Origin of the sequence: Paenibacillus lignilyticus (assembly GCF_017942085.1) — a bacterium.
In the GTDB taxonomy this organism is placed as follows: Bacteria; Bacillota; Bacilli; order Paenibacillales; family Paenibacillaceae; genus Paenibacillus_Z; species Paenibacillus_Z lignilyticus.
The window spans coordinates 402,578-419,028 of the sequence record NZ_JAGKSP010000004.1 but is presented as its reverse complement, the minus strand read 5'-3'; the positions used below and the strand labels follow the sequence as shown (position 1 = coordinate 419,028).

Genomic DNA, 16,451 nt, shown 5'->3' with positions numbered 1-16,451 from the left:
GTTTATCATCGCATTATGTACGCTAACTGCCTATAGCAAGTCCATCTCCCCTTGGATCCGCCGCTCCGCTGATAATGCCGTCACAGCCAATGAGGATACCTTGCGCCTGGCCCATCATGCCGTCCCAGCCATCTACCACATCGACCTTATGCCCCCAAGCTTTCAATCGCTCAGCGGCATCGCCGAGATCGCGGTTCTCCAATCGAAGCCGATCACTATCGTCGCCCCAAGTGCGACCGTACACCCACCGCGGTAAGCTAATAGCTTCATGGATCGAGCAGCCGTAGTCCAATACTCCGGTAATAAGCGACAGCTGCGTCTGCGGCTGCCCTTCTCCTCCCTGCGTGCCCATCAGCATAATCGGCTTCCCATCCTTCAGCGCCATACCTGGCATAAGGGTGTGGAAGGGACGTTTTCCCGGTGCCAGCACATTAGGATGAGCATGATCCAGAGAAAAGTAGGAACCGCGATTTTGCAAAATAATGCCTGTCTGCCCTGCCGTATATGCGGAGCCGAAATCATAATAGAGGCTTTGAATGAATGACACGGCATTTCCCTCTTCGTCGACTACTGCCGCATATGCGGTGTCTTGACCTGCGGGCTCGGATTCGAATTCACTTGTCTGCGCAGGGTTTTTCCGTATCTCGTCGACCAGCTGCTCCGCCATTTCTCTGCTTAGCAGCAGCTCAAGCGGAATCGAGTTGAATGCCGGATCACTGAGATGCATATCCCGGTAACGAAATGCCCGCTTCACCACCTCGGTTACCAAATGATAGAAGGCTGAAGAGTTGCGCGGAATACGCTTCAGATCAAACAGCTCCAGCATATTCAACATCATAAGGAGGGAAAAGCCTTGCGAGTTGGGGGGCATTTGACAGACCTGCACCCCTCTATATTCTACAGCGAGCGGCTCCGCCCACTCGCTGCGGTGCGAGGTGAAATCCGATTCGGCAAGTAAACCGCCGTCCGCACGCACCGCATCGATGATCGCTTTCATCAGTGAACCTTCGTAGAAGGCATCGCGACCTTCCTGCATCAGCGTGCGCAGCGAATCGGCCAGCTGAGGCTGTTTGAGCTTCGCCCCTTCAGGCTTAATGGTGTTCATTAATGGATCGATGTACAAGTCGCGCAAAATAGGATCAGCTCGCAGCAACGGCTCATCGCGAGCCATCCATACATGCAAATTGCGCGAAATCGGTACGCCTTCTTCCGCATATCGGAGCGCAGGCCGCAGCAGATCTTCCCATGGCAGCTTGCCGTATTTCGACCACACTTCCCACCATGCATCCACCATGCCGGGAACCGTTATCGCGCTCTGCACACCGCGATCAGGAGGGCGACTCATCCCATCCCTAAGGAAATGAGCCGGATTCGCTGCCGCTGCTGCTCGACCGCTGCCGTTAAGGCCAACGAGCTTACCTGCTTGCGCGGAATAGATCATGAAGAAGCTGTCGCCGCCAAGCCCTGTCATATGCGGATACACGACTGCGAGTGCAGCGCTGACCGCCACGGCAGCGTCTATCGCATTGCCGCCTTGAATGAGAATCGCGCTTCCCACTTGACTCGCCAAGTAATGCGGCGTCGTCACCATATCGCGATAAGATCGCGGCATCAAGTTATGCATCCGGCTTCGCCCCTTCCGCATAAATAACGAGCGCCGCCGAAATTGCCGCACCCGGAACGATGCTTGCGCCGTGCAGCGGCAATACCGCTTCGAGCGCTGCCAAGCCAAGCAATATATTGGATTTGCGACAACTGTAGCCCATTGTGCCGATCCGCCAAATCTGACCCTTAAGCGGGCCGAATGAGCTCGCGATTTCGATGCCGAAATCCGCTAAGAGCTGGCTGCGTACCGCTTCTCCGTCCACGTTTGAGGGAATGCAAACACAAGTAACGACAGGCATCTTGCAGCTATCGTCGCCGTATCGCGTTAGTCCCATCGCTTCGAGTCCCGCAACCAGCGCACGCTCATGCAGGCGGTGACGCGCAAACCGCTCCTCCAGTCCTTCTTCCAGTACAAGACGCAGCCCTTCTCGAAGTCCATACAGCATCGCCGTCGCTTCGGTATGATGGTTCAGCCGCTGCGGACTCCAATAGTCCTGCAGCTGCGTCAGGTCCAAGTAATTGCTGCGAATGAATAAGGAGGGGTCCTTCTCGATGTATCCATCCGGCTGAATGCCCTTCTCAATTCTTTTGCGGCGCATTAGCTTCGCCTCTACCCGATCGTTATACGTGATAGGAGACATGCCGGATGGAACAGATAAGCATTTCTGCGTTCCGCCGATCACGGCGTCGAGCTGCCAGGCATCCGTCTCGACGGGAACGCCGCCGATTGTCGCAACCGCATCCACGATGAGCAGAAGCTCCCGTTCGCGGCAGGCTCGGCCAATCGCCTCAAGCGGCTGCATGCGGCCCGTCGAAGTCTCGCCATGTACGATGGCTATGAGATCCGGCTTGAGTCTGTCGATGGCATCGATGACTTCGCCCGGATCAAACACAGTGCCCCACTCCGTCTCGATGGTCACGACTTCCGCGCCGCAGCGCTCCGCGATTTCGGCGAGCAAATAGCCGAATCGGCCGAAGATCGGAACGAGCACCCGGTCTCCGGGCTCGATGAGTCCGGTTAGCACCGCCTCCAGCCCTGAACGGGAAGTACCGTCTACCGGGAAGGCCCATCGGTTGGACGTTCGGAAGAGCTCGCGCAGCATTTGCATCGTCTCATTCATGAGCGCCGTAAACTCCGGATCGAATTGACCGAGCATCGGATAGGATAGGGCTCTGGATACACGCGGATCAACCTCGACGGGACCCGGTGTCAGTATAATACGGGGCGAGGGAGATAAATCCTTATATCTCTTCATGGGACTCCTCCACATAGGCAAGTTGATAGAGTAGTTCAGTTAACAGTTCAGTGCCTCGCGCAATGGCTTCCGGGGCTGTATATTCCAGCGGTGAGTGACTGATGCCGCCCTGGCTCGGGATGAAGATCATCCCGCACGCACAGTGCGGCGCGAACAATCCAGCGTCATGGCCGGCTCCGCTGCTGAGCGTCATATGCGAATACCCTTTCCAATCGGCAATGCGAGCTATGCGCTCTTGTATCGCAGCGTCCATTGGCGCAGGACGTTCGTTCAGCCAACACGACATCGTCATACCGCAGCTATGACGAGCCGCTGCCTCATTGAATGCTTCAAACGTCCGCTCGCAGAAAGCGGTAATCACGGCTTCATCCCGGTGCCGAATGTCTACGGAGAAGCGAACTTTGCCGGGTATGACGTTGGCGATATTAGGCGAAACATCCATCTTCCCCACCGTTGCCACAAGACCATCCCCTTGCTCTACGGCAGCTTGGCGCAGCCAGACGAGCATTTCCGCTCCCGCTGCCAATGCATCCTCGCGGATCGCCATTGGCGTCGTGCCCGCATGGCCGCTGCGCCCTTCTATAGCTACGAAGTAGCGCCGCTGTCCGCAGATGGCATCTACGACACCGATATCGCATTGCGCCCGCTCCATCACTTCGCCTTGCTCGATATGCAGCTCGATGTACATGCCGATGTCCGTCCGCTTGCTTCGCCGATGCGCATCCGGCTCGAATCCCGCGCCTATCATCGCCTCGCGTAGCGAGATGCCCTCGGAATCCTTCGCTGCCAATGCTCCATCGAAGCGCTTGCTGCCCGTAACATTGCCCGATCCCCAATACGCCAGCGGGAAGCGGCTCCCTTCTTCCTCACAGAACGATACCACTTCAAGCGTGCGGCGGGGCTGTCCATGCTGCAGCTGCAGCTGTGAGAGCGCCGCGATGCCGGCTGCGATTCCCAGAGCGCCGTCATAGTGTCCTCCGCATGGCACCGTGTCGATATGCGACCCGGTCAGCACATGCGACGCTGCGGCATCAGATCCGGCCAGCGTCCCATATACATTGCCGACTTCATCGATGGCAACAGCGAGCCCGGCATCAGCCATCATGCGAGCAACCGCTTGCTGCGCTTGCCGCCAGGCTGAATCATACAGCAGCCGAGTGACGCCTCCGCGCGGATCTTCGCCAATCGTCGCGAGCTCCGCCAGCAGCTCTGATGTCCCTTTGCTTGCCTTCACAGTAGAGCCCCTCCCCGCCTATTCAAATCCCAGAAGCATGTGGCCGCAATCGCTGACCCATCGATCGGACAGTTGTATCCTTGTCACCTGCATCTGCGCTTCTGTTATAGAGGATATTCCCGCGCAGCAGAGTCATGTCTACTTGGCAGCCAAACGCATAACCGACGTATGCGCTATGCGGATGCCGATATTTCAAATGCCGCTCAGTAAGCACATAGGGAGAAGCCAAATCCACAATAGCCAAGTCGGCATCAAATCCGAGCGATATCTGCCCTTTCTTATCCCCGAATCCGAATCGTTCTGCCGGCGCTGCCGACATGGCCCTCGACAATACGTGAAGCGGAATGCCGCGTTTCAACCCGCCCTCGCTCACGATGCTTTCAAGCAAGCTCTGCGCGCCAAGTATGCCGCCCCAAACGCCGAAATAATTCCCATCCTTCACTTCCTTCATCCCCGGCGGGCAAGGAGAGTGATCGGAAGCGATACTATCAATTCTGCCTTCAGCAAGCTGTCCCCATAACCCTTCGCGTTCTCGATGGGATCGGATCGGTGGCGAGCATTTCGCGCCGGCGCCAATCCGTATCACATCCTCGTCCGTGAAAACCAAATAATGCGGACAGGTTTCCGCGGAGACATCGAGTCCCGATTGCTTAGCCTCGCTAATAAGATCAATCGCCTCAGGCGTACTGATATGGACAAAATGCAGCTTGCAGCCCGTTTGCTGCGCCATATGCAGCGCCTGCTTCACCGCTTCCCATTCAGCGGCCGGCGGCCTGGCATCCAAATAATCTCGCATGCTCACCTTGCCTTCCGCTTGCTTGGCAGCAGCCAGCGCCGATACAATCGTTTCATCCTCCGCATGAAGCGCCAAGATCCCGCCCAGCGAGGCGATAACTTTCATGCCTTCCAGCAATGTCTCGGCGTCTACATTCATGAAGCAGCCATCTCCCGTGTCACCGGGGTAGGACATGAATGCTTTGTACCCGACCACTCCCGCTTCCGATAGTGCCGCCAAATCGCCGATATTTCCAGGGACAAGCCCTCCCCAGACGGCAAAATCCACACGCGAACCGTTCTCTCCGGCTGCTGCATCCAGCTTCAATTTTAAAGCGGGTAGGTTTATGGTTGGAGGCAGTCCATTAAGCGGCATATCTATGAACGAGGTGCAGCCTCCGGCAGCCAGTGCCGCAGTCCCGGTAGCGAAACCTTCCCAATCTCCAAGCCCGGGCTCATTGAAATGCACATGGGCATCCACTACGCCGGCGAAAATATGCTTGCCTGCTGCTGAAATGACGAGCTTCGCGGCCTCCGTCGATAGATTCGATGCCAAGCCGGTTATTCGTCCATCTGTAATCCCGATGTCGAGTACCTCAACGCCGTCCGGCAGCACGACGCTGCCGCCTTTAATGAGGAGATCCCATTGCTTATCGCGCATCTCGTCTACCTCCTTATTTATACATAAAAGCGGCAAACCTCGCCTGAAACCACGCTCAAAGTTTGCCGCCTTGCTATACTTAAATCCGATGTGTCAGATTACATAACACAGTATTGCCAGTAAATTTATATTATCCTGATTATTTCGTAATGTCACTGCCTAATTCATACAAGTACTACCCTATGCGGCTAAATCATCAACTAGAACGAGCTTTTTCAAGGGCTATCAGGCAATTCAGCGTTATATAGTCTTACATAATAAAAAAGAAGAGTCACGAAACGCGACTCTTCTAAACGAAACTATTAGTGCAGCAGCCCGATCCACTTCCAATAAGGAACGGAAACGACAACGGCCAACAGTACGGCTAGCGCATACCCGAAAGCAACCTTTTGCCCCTGCCGATGACTGAACGCTCGCTCCTCTGAGCTAAAATAAGCGGTCAAATAAGTAGGCGACTGATAGCTGAAGAAGAATGGATCTGTCGATAGCAAGATGACAAACACCAAGATCCAAGGATGCACGCCTGCTTGCTGGGATAACGGAAGCAATGCCGTCACCAGCAAGATTACCGCAGGATCGTCTCTGACAATCAGAGTCACGATAAAGCACAATACAATAACAGCTGTCAGGAATAACGCAGGCGAGCTGATAAAGAAAGACATGTTGGAGCCCAGAAAATCTGTCAGCGACTCCACGATTCCAAGCTCATTGGCCACATTCGCGAAACTAAAGGCGATGCCAAGGAAGATGAGGAACGTCCAGTCGATGCCGCTGATGAGCGACTGCCTGTCAAGCACGCTGCTAATGACCAGAACCGAGAAGCCGATCAGCATAATCCACGTACTGTCTATGCCATGCAGTGGCTGCAGCATCATGAGCACGATACATCCGACCACGGTACAGACCGATATCCGTTCCTCGTTGGTCAGCGGCCCCAGCAGACGGATTTGCTCATCGAGCACTTTTCCGGAAACTTGTTTGACCGCAATCGTACTGCCACTAAACATGAGCGACAGCGCTACCAGCATAACGGTCCCGAAGACGGCGAAAGCAGGCAGCGCATAGAGCGCCCATTCCAACCAGGTGACCGGTACCGCGGCTCCCGCCAAGCTATACGCCATGACGTTGGTGTAGGATCCGGTTAGCACAAAAGGCGCCGTAAATCCGTAGAACACCATAGCCGCGAGTCCCAAACCGGCAGCGCCATGGCTTCGATCCTTAAAGCCCATCGACTCCGATAACGTTTGGGCGATCGGAACCCCTAAGGAAACTTTGGCCGAGGAGGATGGAATGAGCGGATTCAGCACGATGCCTCCCGCCACGATCCCCCAGAGCTGGCCGCGAAAATGCGGCGGAAATCTTTTTAAAGCATGCAAGGACAGCCGATAAAGAATGCCTGATTTCGTAATCACAACGCTGATCGACATGATGAAGATCATATACAGCCAAGTTGGGGAAGCGAATCCCGATAAGGCCACTTCCGGCTTAACGACGCCTCCGAGCACCCACAGCATCGCCATTCCCAACGCTACAATATAGTCCGGAATAATATTGACGATCCATAAAATAACCGCGGCGATGGCGATTCCGATGAACAGCATGCCTTTGTCGGTCAGACCGGCGGCCGGCGGCATGAAATAGAAGATCACAATCATGCTGAGCGCCATAACGAGGGCGAGCCAGCGAGCCCATTGACTCGGATTAATGAGACGGCTTGCCCGTTCCGCGAAGAACATGCTTTTGCGATTCGTCAGCTTCTGCTGGGCAAGCTGATATTCCCGTTCCTCGTCTTGAATCGCCTGCGGCCAGCGACCTGATAACACCTGTGCTGCCGCTTCTGCCAACTGCAGGTACTCCAGTGCCTTATGCCGATTATGCAGCAAGCGGCTTAACTCAGCTCCCCATTCGTATAGCGAAATGAGCTTCACTTTGTTGTCATTCAGCGTGCCTTCTCTCACGGCATGTTCCACGATCCGAAGGCCTTCTTCCGGGCCATGAACCAAACCTAAGCGAACAGCCAGCTCCAGTGCAGCATAACAGCGTAACAATACCTCGATCGGACATTCCAAGAGCAATCCGAATGTCTGCGTTTCTTCCGGCTCCGACATCGCTTGCTGCCGGATGACGGTGTGTACAACCTTATCCCAGTTGCCTTCTTCCTTGTACATAACCGCAAGTGCGAGCCACTGCTCCTGTTCGGTATAGAAGGCTTGCGCATCTTCGATCCATTGCCGTTTCTCCTTGTAGCTGTGCGCAGCGGTTGCCATTTCGATCAGGGCTGACTTGGCTTCGAGCTTGATTTTGCTCCACTGCGGCTCATTCATTCCATCATCATCTACGGATAGGAATTTGGTCAGGACCGGATATTGCTTCATCTTCTCTTGAAGAGAGAAGCCGAAACGAAGTTCGATCAGCCCGTTGTGAATCGTAGCCAAATGAGCGGACCAGAGCAGGAACTGGACAAGCGGCTCCGGCAGCTGCTTCAGCTCTTGCATGATCCATTGCGACCGCATTTCCTTCGAATCGCGCAATCGTTCATTCGTATGCGTTAAACGCTGCGAGATGAGTCTGATAAAATACGCCGAAATCGTCGGATGCTCCGTAATAAGCGCATCAAAGGTTTCCCGATCCAGCTGCATCAATACGACATTTGTTGTCGCGACCGCCATGGCCGAACGAGCCTCGCCGGTCAGCAGAGCCATCTCCCCAAGCGTGTCCCCTTCATGCAGAAAAGCAAGCGAATGCCGCATCCCATCCGAGCGTGTAAACAGCTCAATGGTACCGCTGTCGATAATGTACATCGTATCCCCGGGATCCCCTTGTTCAAACAAGGTAGCTCCGGCCTGCAGCGTAAGCCTCTCCAGCTTTCCGAGCAGCTTCGCCAGCTCCATATTGGAAAGCTGCTTAAACATTTCAATTTCAATTAGTTTCATGGACCCTCTTCCCAAACTTTTGACCTATAGCTTCAGATAATCTTCTATGATTTACGACATAATGCGCCTTGTTCCCTTCTTTTGCCCGCGATAATTTCGGAGCATCGCGGTTACCGCCTTAGAAAGCAACAAAAAACACGCCGCATTCGGCGTGTTCGATGGCTCCTCTATGGCCCGCTTAAGAAGGTATGCTTTCCAGCATCTCTTTGGCTCTTGCTTCCCGCTCTTCCGGCGTCATACGCGGACAGACATAACATTTGGTGCCTTCGACGCGGCGGTCAAACAAGCAGCAGGAGGAACGCATGACCCAGTTCTCGTGACAACCATTTTCCTACAATGAAATAAAGAAAAGTCCACGAATACGAGATCGTGGACTTCAACTTCTCTATTCCGCTCTGGCCCAAGTACACGGTTCCCCGTCTTTCAGGCCGAGTGCCGTACGTATCATGCGTTCCACAACCGAATAATCCTCGGGATTCTCCCGATTGAAATTCATTCGTTCATGCGTCGGCGCTACGCGGTTGCACATGAAACGCGGAACGCCCAGCTCATTGTCGGATGGAGCATGATACAGGAACGGATGGCAGATTACCATGTCGCCGGGTCCGCCTGTTGTCTCCACTACGCGAAGGGAGTATCCGTCCGGATCTTCGTAAGCTGTATCCATAAACTTCTGCAGGCGCTCCTTCTTCGCTTGACGATTGTCGGAAGGCGTCTCTGCATAGATGTCATCGGAGACAGGTTTGTTCTTGCCAAGCAAATCAGCAAGCCAAGGGTGCTTATTACACTCCCGAATCGCCTCGCCAAGACCGATTCCTTCGGGATGTTTCTCCAGCATCTTCGCTACGATATTATGCGAGCCTTCGGCCACCAACGTTCCCGATCCGCCCTTGCGCACCTCGGAGAATAAGCAAACGAGAAGCACGCCTTGTTCCCAGCTGTCCAGGTAATGGCGGAAGTGGCTGCCGTCGTAATGCCAGTTGCCCGGCACCTCCGGTCCGAAGTTAACGATGTAGCCGCCCCAGCTGACGTTCTCTCTTTCTTTGCCCAGCTGCCAGCGTCCTTCGCCGATTAAATCCTCAATTGCGCCTGTCAATCGATCCGAATTCAAGCCGTTGTGGATCGGATGGACATAGTCGCCGAGCCGTACGACAGGCTGCGTCCAGGTGTTTTGATCCTCTCTATGCACGCCGCGTTTCGCCAGCTCCTCCCACAGGAAATCCTGCACCTTGAGCGCTTCTTCCCGCGGATAAGCTTGCTCGACTTTTACCCAGCCTTTGTCTATAAAATGCTTCACTTGTTCTTCTGAAAGTACTTTAGGCAATCTAAACACTCCCTAAGTTGTGAGATGGTTGAACTTGCTTGTCCTTATGTTAGCGCTTTTAGAGGTTCAGAGGGAGAGAGGATTTTCATAAGCTACTGGGAATATCGTAGGAAGCTCTGCAAGACTTCTAACAATTATCGGAGGTTCTGGACACAAAATTCCTACCCTATGGGCTGATAACATTTCGCCATCCGGAACGTCTATAGTAATAGTGGAATACATGCAATGTAATAGGAGGAACACAATGAAACGCATCCCCAAGCCTGTAATTGCAACTTTCATCTGCTTTGCCGCCCTGCTCGCCGGACTTCTTCTGCTTGGCAATTATGTGCTGCAACTAGACATCGTCAAAGAGAATCGGGCTTTCTCTGTCCGAATTGATAACAAATCCAGCTACGACCTCGTCGCCGTTGAAACCGGTTTGCTGACAAGCGACGATGCCGGGAAAACGATCAAGGTACAGCCCAACTTCCATGCAGAGCCCATTCGCAGCGGGACAAGCCAGCACATCAAACCGAAGTTAAGCTCCGTCGGAGAAGGCGGCATCTACCTCAAATTTACCAATTCAAACGGGGAGTCCTTCGAGCGCTCTGTTTGCTCCTATACGGAACATGTCACCGGATATACGAAAGTGAAGGTAACCGATAAGGAAATCAAAGTTGATGAAAGCTGTTATTAAGGCTGTCCATCAGAACGCAAAAAAGCTGCCGGTACCAGCCGGCAGCTTTTTATTTTGCCCTTTTATGCTCTTGGATAATTCACTTGCATGATGTCCATGAACGGAACCTTCTGCAAGCCTTCGGCAGTTTCCACATGCACCCGACCTGTCCGTGAATCCATCGTGACGATTTGACCTTGGACAGCCTCTTCTCTTCCCCACACCGATAACACGATGATGGATTCCTCTTGGTACGCTTCAACCAATTGATTCCCCAATTCCTCCAGTACGAACTCGTCTCGAGTCGGCCTTTTTGGAACCTTAGCTTTTGCCACTGCCGTCACTCCCTATCTATATGAAACCGTCATTTCTGTTGTTGAATTGCTCACGAGACTCTATCAAGAGCCCAGACATCCTATTATACCAAATAATTTCTACTACAAATAAAAAACCTTTCAGCACTAGAAAGAGAACGAGATGGAAGTGCATAAATATCCCAATTTGTTGCAAAATAACCATATTGAGCGTATTGGGGGGGTGTTCAGCGATGGGGTTGTTCCGCAACATACTTCGAGGTAAGCGGCAACGCAGCCGGCATTACGATTCGGCACCGCAACCGAAGAAGCCGCAGGCTGCGAAGCCGATCTGCAGCGAAATGGACACCAATATATCTGATCTACAGGCATTGCTCACCGAAATTCCCGAACTCATTACACGCCGATTTCTAATTAAATCGACGCAAGAGCGTGCAGCCCTGGTCTATCTTGATAATATGTCCGACAAGGTTGCCATCAATAACGATATCCTTCGTCCGCTCATGCATGAAACCGCAGCCGATCCCCAGATCGAACATATCATTACCGTCGGCGGGATTCGTACAGCAACCGATTTATATCAAATCGAGCAAGCCGTTTTGCAAGGAACCAGTGTCTTATTCGTGGATCACAACAGCACGGCTACTCTTCTGGATACGCATGGCTGGCCGCAAAGAGCCATCGAAGATCCCCAAATGGAAGCTTCATTAAAAGGGGCTCACCAAGGGTTCGTGGAAACGGGCTGCCAGAATATCGCCCTTATTCGAAGATACATTCCGAACCGGGAATTGAAAATAAAAGAAACCAGCGTCGGAGAACGCGGGAGAACCAAAATCAGTATTTTATATTTGGCTGACGTGGCTAATCCGCAAGTGCTTCAAGAGTTACTCGACCGAATCGATCGAATCGATGTGGATGCAATCCTATCCTCGGGCGAGCTGGAGGAGTTCATCGAAGACAACTCGTTCTCTCCCTTTCCGCAATTTGTAACGACAGAACGACCGGACTCTGTAGCTTCGCAAATTCTGCAAGGCCGCTTAGCCATCGTAATCGATAAATCTCCGGAGGTTCTGATCGGTCCGGCCAATTTCGCGATGTTCTTCCAAACGATCGATGACTACAGCAATCGCTGGCAAGTGTCGTCCTTTATTCGGATACTGCGGTTTCTCGCCTTCTTTATTACGATCTTCTTGCCTTCGTTCTATATCGCCGTCATCTCGTACAACTTTGAGGTCATCCCGCTTCGACTGTTATTGTCGGTTGGGCAATCCAGGGCAAGCGTTCCGTTCCCCCCGATTCTCGAAGCTTTTATTATGGAAATTACGCTTGAAATGCTGAAAGAAGCCGGGATTCGACTGCCGGCTCCGATTGGTCAGACCGTTGGCATCGTCGGTGCGATCGTAATTGGACAAGCGACAGTGCAAGCAGGAGTCGTGAGCAATATCATGGTTATCGTCGTTTCGCTGACGGCATTGTCTTCCTTTATCATCCCAAATAACGACATGTCATCCGCCATCCGATTAATTCGCTTCCCCATGATGCTGGTTGCGTTCATCTATGGCCTGCTTGGCGTGGCCATTGGCATGCTGGTGCTGCTTATCCATTTGATTTCACTCGAGTCGCTTGGCACGCCTTACTTCAGCCCCTTCAGCCCGGTCAGGTTTAGAGATTTGAAGGATACGATCATCCGTTTACCGATATGGAAAATGACTACGCGTCCACTCAGTGCCAGAGGCATTCAGAGTAAGAAGCAAGCTTCTGACAGAGGTGATAAAAATTGAAAAAATATGCGCTGAACGAGATTACGGTACTGCAATATATCTTCATGATCCACGCGACGCAGTTAGGATTTGGTTTATTGTCGCTGCCAGCGGATTTAGCGATGTATGCGGGAACGGACGGCTGGATTTCCCTTCTGATCGGATGGGCACTTGCCGTTCTTGCCAGTCTCTTTATTGTCCAAGTGATGAAAAAACACCAGGATGATACGATCTATGATCTTATTCCTCGCTACTTCGGCAAAGTTCTGGGCTTTATCCTGAACAGCTGCATGATCGTCTTTTTCATGTTCGGTTTCTTTGTATCGTTCTTATCCGCCGTTGGCTTCTTCAAACTAGAGCTCTTGGCAAATACGCCGAATTTCTTATTGGTACTCTTGTTTGCCTTGCCTACCTACCAGCTCGCCCGTAACAATGTTCGCATTCTGGCGAGATATGCGGAAATCACGTTTTGGAGTTTCCTGTGGATTCTGCTTATCATCCTATATCCCTTGAAAGAATCGCACTGGTTGTACTTGTTGCCCGTTCTCAAAGAAGGATGGGGACCGGTCCTGAAAGCGGCAAACCCGACCGGACTCTCTTTCCTCGGATTTGAAATCAGCTTTATTCTTTACCCGTTCCTTAAACATAAAGAGAAGGCGGCAATGGGCATTATCGCAGGAAATACGATTACGCTTGTGATCTATATGATCGTGATCCTGATTTGTTTCCTATTTTTCTCGCCGGACGATATCACCTCTTACAAATATCCAACCTTAAAAGTATTAAAGATCATTGAATTTCGCTTCATGGAACGGATTGAAATTATTGTCTTGGTTGCCTACTTGTTCTTGATCTTCCGGGTATGGACCCATTATCTGTACGCATCAACGTTCGGCATTAGTCGACTGCTGGGGAAACAAGACCACAAACCCTTTGTTAGACTCGCCATAATCGGCATGCTTATTCTATCGACTTTCTATAGACCTTCCTCCTCTGAATTTGTATCTATGCTTAAGCTGTTCGGTAATGCGGGGTGGTACTTCGCATTTGCGCTGCCCCTAATCCTATTGGCGTACACAAGCGTGTTTAAGCCCAGAGGAGGATTACAATGACCGGTATTCGATTCATAAAAGTCCTCTTCACACTCACCATGTTTGTGATGCTGCTCCCCGGCTGCTTCGATCAGATGAATCTAGAGGATGCTTCCATCTCGCTCATGCTCGGCATTGATGTCGATGAGGATAATCAAATTGTCATTTACTCACAAAGTCCTGTCTTCTATAGAGAAGCCAAGGAAAAAACGGAATCCGCGTTCGTACGTGCCGATTCAATTAGGCTCGCCCGCGCTAAGTTTGACTCCATGTTAACCGGGATTACAACCGGCGGGAAGCTGCAATCGATTCTGGTTGGCAAACGACTGTTGCAGCAGAAGGATTGGTACGATATTTTCGATCTCTTCTATCGTGTGCCGAAGCAGACAGAAACGCCTATCATTGTCGTTGTTGACGGGCCGATCGAGAACATCTTTCACTATAAGCCGATTGATAAGCCACGGCTATCTCTTCATGTGAGGAAGCTCATCGAAACAGCGAATAAGGGCAACATCACGGTTTCGAGGAACTTGCAGGAGCTGCGGCGAGAAATGAAAGACAAAGGAATGACGGCCTCTTTAACGCAGTTGAAAAAAGAGAAGCAAAACGTGGTTGTAACCGGCACTGCATTGCTGAACAAGCAAGGTCAGTTGAAAGAGCATTTCTCGCTTCAAGAAACAACCTTATTTCTTCTCTTACAGCATCAATTCACAGGGACACCTTCGTTCATTCTCGAATTGGATGGCGTCCAAGAAGAAAGTGAGGATGGTAACCATGCCGTCAAGAATGCTGTAGCGTTCGAGATCTTAAAAAGCAGGTACGATGTAGGTACAAACGTACGGGATGGAAGGTTTATATTTGACGTAACCATGCAACTCAACATAATCGTAACGACGATGCAAACCGATGATCCCGAATACGCCAAGGAAACAACACCTAAATTACAGCGTCTAATTGCAACTAAACTTCAGCAGCAGTTCCAGCAGCTCATCCATAGATGTCAGGACAAGCAAATTGATCCCTTCGGGTTCGGCATCTACGCCAGAGCTTACCAGTATAAAGCTTGGAAGCCTGTTCAGGATGATTGGGGAGCTGCGTTCGCGGATGCGAATGTGAATATCAAGCTGAAAGTGGCGATTAAGAGTACGGGTGTCGTCGATTTGTACAGTCCTTTGTAGCCTATATTTGGCGTGGCACTCTTCACCGCCATAGCCGGCATTGCCGATCACCGTGTTTTTAACTACTGTGGCGATCGCATGACCATCATCCAGAGGGCACTCCCACCGTGTGCAGTGCAAAATGTTGCTTTATATGCAATTACGTGCAACATCTCTCCGTCGGTTCTCATACTTAGGTCAGAATGTTGCAGATCATGCAGCATTCCACTGGTCAAAAATGTCCGTTACAAGCCAGTAAACCCAATAGAAGAAATTTGACGGTCAAAAATGTCCATTGGAATCAAAAACCTGCTTAAATCGCTTTTGATTCAGCTTTAACGGACAAAAATAACCGGTACAGTGGGACTAAAGCCGAAAACCGACTGTAATGTCCATTTATGACCGTTACAACAATTCAGGTTATGCCCGCTCGAGTCACATCACGAATACCCACATGAACCGAGACATCGCACGCTCTTGTTTCCGCCACCAACCATTTCGCATGCAAAAGAAAGCTGTCTCAAAAGTCGGATTGCCGGGGACTTTTGAGACAGCTTTCTTTATCGTTTTATTTGGCGAAGCGATGATGGCCTATAGTCGAAATTACTTCCAAGCTGGACCAGAACGATCCTTTGGAAACGGCAGGATTGAAGAAATAAACGGCATCCTTCACGTTATTCTTCCCATTGAGAGCATCCTTGGCTGCACGCAGCGCACCTGCATGCGGCTGGCTCTTGTCGAGCATCCCGTTGTGGGCCGGCGGAAATTGTCTTCCCGAATAAATAACATCGCGGATCGAATCCGGGAACTTCGAATCCTTCACTCGATTCAAAATCACGTTAGCTAGTGCAAGCTGACCTTCATACGACTCATAACCGGCTTCCACCATCGTAATCTTGGCAAGCAGCAAGAGATCCGCTTCCGTGAATGGTTTGGCCGCTTTATGAAAGAACGAAGGAACAACAACTTTTATCTTCTTGTTCGCGGCAATCTTCGACTCGCCGGATAGACCGTTACGCTTAAGGAGCTCTTCCTTCGTGACGCCGAATTGCTGGCTGATTTCGTCCAAACCATATTCGTCCTTAATCTCTGCAGGTTCAACAGTCTTCAGTTCGATAACATCTGTGTCGGCATTCCATTTCAACTCGGCGTGGAGCAATTCCGAGAGCTGACGCAATGGCACATAAAGTCTGTCATCCGCCAGAAATGGAAGCGCCTCCATGCGGTAACGTGCACCGTTGAAATAAACGACGGGAACTTCATTTCCAAGCACAATCTTATCGCCGAGCGCCGTGTTTATCGTTAATTCCTCATTCACTTTGTTCCAGCTTGTCTTAGCACCGAGCAGCCGCGCAACGCGAGCTACGGGTATGTAAGTTCTGTTCTCTACCATAATTGCAGGATCGGCCAGCTTCACCGTCTCGCCATTCAGTTCAATCGCAATAGGGGTCTTATTAGTAGTTTCCGCTGCTGAAACGATGGACATTGGCCCAATTCCAATCAGAAGTAATGCCAAAGCCATCGTTACGATAAGCGGCTTGAATGGTCTGATCATGAATACCTCCAAGCTCATCAGTAGTATAATCTGCCAAACTTGCTCTGGGCAAAATTATAACACAGCTAATTGCGCCTGTAGGATTAACATTTTCACAGAATTAATAAAAACTTTAACTTTGCGATGAAA

12 protein-coding genes are annotated in these 16,451 nt (G+C 51.4%); 4 read left to right on the top strand and 8 right to left on the bottom strand.

What is annotated here, in order from left to right; translation table 11 throughout:
* Positions 1-22: 22 nt before the first annotated feature.
* The 6 genes from ggt to I8J30_RS13845 form a co-directional block, all read right to left on the bottom strand.
* Positions 23-1,624, bottom strand: coding sequence for a gamma-glutamyltransferase (gene ggt / locus I8J30_RS13870; RefSeq protein WP_210655033.1), 1,602 nt, complete (start codon positions 1,622-1,624; stop codon positions 23-25).
* Positions 1,617-2,861, bottom strand: coding sequence for a pyridoxal-phosphate-dependent aminotransferase family protein (locus I8J30_RS13865; protein WP_210655035.1), 1,245 nt, complete (start codon positions 2,859-2,861; stop codon positions 1,617-1,619). The genes ggt and I8J30_RS13865 overlap by 8 nt, the downstream gene beginning before the upstream one ends.
* Positions 2,848-4,095: a Zn-dependent hydrolase gene (locus I8J30_RS13860; RefSeq protein ID WP_210655037.1), complete on the bottom strand. Its 1,248-nt coding sequence runs from the start codon at positions 4,093-4,095 to the stop codon at positions 2,848-2,850. Before I8J30_RS13860 ends, I8J30_RS13865 begins: the two co-directional genes overlap by 14 nt.
* A 22-nt stretch (positions 4,096-4,117) precedes the next feature.
* Positions 4,118-5,530, bottom strand: coding sequence for an allantoinase AllB (allB, locus tag I8J30_RS13855; RefSeq protein WP_210655039.1), 1,413 nt, complete (start codon positions 5,528-5,530; stop codon positions 4,118-4,120).
* A 302-nt stretch (positions 5,531-5,832) separates the two neighbouring features.
* Entirely contained in the window at positions 5,833-8,463 is a 2,631-nt protein-coding gene (locus tag I8J30_RS13850; RefSeq protein ID WP_210655041.1) for an SLC13 family permease, read from the bottom strand.
* Positions 8,464-8,848: 385 nt separating this feature from the next.
* Positions 8,849-9,787, bottom strand: coding sequence for a phytanoyl-CoA dioxygenase family protein (locus I8J30_RS13845; protein ID WP_210655043.1), 939 nt, complete (start codon positions 9,785-9,787; stop codon positions 8,849-8,851).
* Positions 9,788-10,031: 244 nt separating this feature from the next.
* On the opposite strand from I8J30_RS13845, the gene I8J30_RS13840 reads away from it, so the two are divergent.
* Positions 10,032-10,466, top strand: coding sequence for a hypothetical protein (locus I8J30_RS13840; RefSeq protein WP_210655045.1), 435 nt, complete (start codon positions 10,032-10,034; stop codon positions 10,464-10,466).
* A 62-nt stretch (positions 10,467-10,528) separates the two neighbouring features.
* Here I8J30_RS13840 and I8J30_RS13835 read toward each other — a convergent pair whose 3' ends face one another.
* Positions 10,529-10,780 (bottom strand): YolD-like family protein, encoded by a 252-nt coding sequence (locus tag I8J30_RS13835; protein WP_091214438.1) that lies wholly within the window; start codon positions 10,778-10,780, stop codon positions 10,529-10,531.
* Positions 10,781-10,992: 212 nt separating this feature from the next.
* Between I8J30_RS13835 and I8J30_RS13830 the strand changes: the two genes are divergently transcribed.
* The 3 genes from I8J30_RS13830 to I8J30_RS13820 are packed head-to-tail and all read left to right on the top strand — an operon-like array spanning position 10,993 to position 14,788.
* The gene (locus tag I8J30_RS13830) at positions 10,993-12,540 is read left to right on the top strand and encodes a spore germination protein (protein WP_210655047.1); all 1,548 of its coding nucleotides are present in this window, start codon (positions 10,993-10,995) and stop codon (positions 12,538-12,540) included.
* Positions 12,537-13,631 (top strand): GerAB/ArcD/ProY family transporter, encoded by a 1,095-nt coding sequence (locus I8J30_RS13825; protein WP_210655049.1) that lies wholly within the window; start codon positions 12,537-12,539, stop codon positions 13,629-13,631. The genes I8J30_RS13830 and I8J30_RS13825 overlap by 4 nt, the downstream gene beginning before the upstream one ends.
* Positions 13,628-14,788 (top strand): Ger(x)C family spore germination protein, encoded by a 1,161-nt coding sequence (locus I8J30_RS13820; protein WP_210655051.1) that lies wholly within the window; start codon positions 13,628-13,630, stop codon positions 14,786-14,788. The genes I8J30_RS13825 and I8J30_RS13820 overlap by 4 nt, the downstream gene beginning before the upstream one ends.
* Before the next feature lie 547 nt (positions 14,789-15,335).
* Here the strand turns inward: I8J30_RS13820 and I8J30_RS13815 are convergent.
* On the bottom strand, positions 15,336-16,322 hold the full coding sequence (locus I8J30_RS13815) for a cell wall hydrolase (RefSeq protein ID WP_210655053.1): 987 nt from the start codon (positions 16,320-16,322) through the stop codon (positions 15,336-15,338).
* Positions 16,323-16,451: the final 129 nt, after the last annotated feature.

Excerpts from the sequence above, each read along its gene's own strand:
- ggt (WP_210655033.1), bottom strand. The coding sequence starts at position 1,624 with ATGCATAACTTGATGCCGCGATCTTATCGCGATATGGTGACGACGCCG.
- I8J30_RS13865 (WP_210655035.1), bottom strand. The coding sequence starts at position 2,861 with ATGAAGAGATATAAGGATTTATCTCCCTCGCCCCGTATTATACTGACA.
- allB (WP_210655039.1), bottom strand. The coding sequence starts at position 5,530 with ATGCGCGATAAGCAATGGGATCTCCTCATTAAAGGCGGCAGCGTCGTG.
- I8J30_RS13850 (WP_210655041.1), bottom strand. The coding sequence starts at position 8,463 with ATGAAACTAATTGAAATTGAAATGTTTAAGCAGCTTTCCAATATGGAG.
- I8J30_RS13840 (WP_210655045.1), top strand. The coding sequence starts at position 10,032 with ATGAAACGCATCCCCAAGCCTGTAATTGCAACTTTCATCTGCTTTGCC.
- I8J30_RS13830 (WP_210655047.1), top strand. The coding sequence starts at position 10,993 with ATGGGGTTGTTCCGCAACATACTTCGAGGTAAGCGGCAACGCAGCCGG.
- I8J30_RS13820 (WP_210655051.1), top strand. The coding sequence starts at position 13,628 with ATGACCGGTATTCGATTCATAAAAGTCCTCTTCACACTCACCATGTTT.
- I8J30_RS13815 (WP_210655053.1), bottom strand. The coding sequence starts at position 16,322 with ATGATCAGACCATTCAAGCCGCTTATCGTAACGATGGCTTTGGCATTA.